The organism is Nostoc sp. 'Peltigera membranacea cyanobiont' 232 (genome assembly GCF_002245985.1).
Classification (GTDB): Bacteria; Cyanobacteriota; Cyanobacteriia; order Cyanobacteriales; family Nostocaceae; genus Nostoc.
The window spans coordinates 1-2,123 of sequence record NZ_NOLK01000352.1; the positions used below are offsets into that span (position 1 = coordinate 1).

Annotated in this window: 1 pseudogene; it reads right to left on the reverse strand. The window is 30.8% G+C overall.

The window, feature by feature from the left end:
• Window positions 1-234: 234 nt before the first annotated feature.
• Window positions 235-1,860 (reverse strand): annotated as a pseudogene (locus CDG79_RS40215) (IS1634 family transposase).
• Window positions 1,861-2,123: the final 263 nt, after the last annotated feature.

Genomic DNA, 2,123 nt, shown 5'->3' on the forward strand with positions numbered 1-2,123 from the left:
CCCACATTCCGCACTTCAACTTGAAGTATAAAAAGATTACAGTCAAGATAAAAGCGAAAAGTCAGGATAATTAAGAAAATAATACTGAATTAATATGATGAAGGACGAGAAATAATCAAACATAAAAGATTTGACTTATACTCATAGGTTATTTAAGCACTAAAATTTGCAGGAAAAATAACTGTTCCTTCGGATATTGATAAATTTTTATTCCCTCTCTAAAGGTTGTTTAGATTAAGAAAGCAGATAATATTTTTGGCAAGATGATGGCAGATAATTCAAAATAAAATGACGTGATTCTGTTAAATTAACAATTTGATTAACACTATCTAAAGTCAAAATATGAATGCCTTGAAAACATTGAAATACCCATCTTAATGTCGGACGATCTGTTAACTTTCCTAGTTGATTTTTAATGCCGACTTTTGCTCTTTTTAAGCTATTTCTCAGTTCCCTCTGTCCGAGATTATAAACTAACAAGCACAGAGACATTAAAAATAACATTGTCTCTATTCTTTCAGGGTTTTCCACAAAGAAACTATCAGCAAAGAATAAAGGATCTTTCAAAAATCTAAATCCTCTTTCACAGGACTGTTGATTTTTATAATTTGTCAAAATTTCTGATGGTTCTAACTTCTCATTGTCAACTAAATTTGTTGCTAAAATAAATCTCCCGGCTGATTTTCTTTGTATTTCTATCTCTGATGGTTTTTCATGACCCACTCCTGACATTTTATAAATAGTCTTATTATCTTTAGATTTGCTTTCAATAAGTTTAACTTCTTTAATTTCAAATAATTTCAATTTTTTGTTGGTAGCTTTTAGCTTGTATTGAGCTTGTTCAGGAGTGGCAAAATTTTCTTTTTTTAATTCTTTGAGCAGCTTTTCAACTTTATCTTTTTCTTTCTTTAGCTTTTTATCTAGCTTGTCTAAATCACTCTCTTTTCTTTTTTGACTTTCTACTATTAGCCAAGTTTGTTGAATACCACCATAACTTACTATTTCTGATTTCCACTTGTATCCGCCTAAATTTAGGGCTGCTCTTCTCTCTATTTCTTCTAGATTTATCTCTTCTATCTCTACAGACTGAACTAACTCTTGTGCTTTTTTAATTGTCATCGGTACTCTACTTATCCATTTTAAATTTTCAATTAATTTGAGATTCTCTTGGCTATATAATGCGCTATCACAGACCATAATGCTGTCAAAACTTATTTGCTTTTTAAACTCCACTAAGATTTTTCCAAATACCGCTTTATCCGCTTCATTACCATCTGCTGCTCTCATTAATAATGGTATATCTCCATCACTACTCGTAATTAAATCTAAAACACATTGCTTCAAATCTGGTCTGTGGTCACGAGAATATCCTTTGGTTATAATTATTGGTCTTTCTCTGGTTATTTTTTCTTCTTTCTCCTGATTACCTTCACTTTTATATTCACCATGTAGATGAAATGATGTGGCATCTAAATGTGAATATTTTGTATCTATTTTAAATTTCTTAATCACTGATAATCCAATTTATATAAACAGATTATTCAATCCATATTTATATATTTTATCCATGACTCTTCCAATTTTATCATCATTGAGATAATCACTTTCCACATCTTCTCCCAATAATATTTCTATTCCCTTATCATCAAAAAACTGACTGAATAAATATAAAGGTCTTGAGACAAATCCTAATCCATTTATTAAAATCGCTTTCACTAATATTCCCCCGGTAATCTTTTCCCGAGGGTCTATTCCTAATTTGTCATTAATTATTTCAACTATTCCTATTTCATCAATTAGCCCAGCTACTATTCCTAGGTGATCGATATTTTTAATTTTTGCTTCTGATATCGGAGACATTTTTTACTTCTCAAAATTTTTGAGTTTTTTTGATTGTCTCATCCCTGGTATCGCGCATAAGTCACCATCACAAAACAATGTATCCTTAGTTTTGTGAAAGACCTGAAACCAAGCATCTATCAGCTTTCTACCAACTTTGTACTTCACAATCTAGGTTTATTCTTCATATCGACTTACTTAAAGCTTCTGAGTATTTTTATTTACTCGTATCAGAGGGGAATTATGTAAGATTATGTACCACATTATGAAGTGCGGAATGTGGG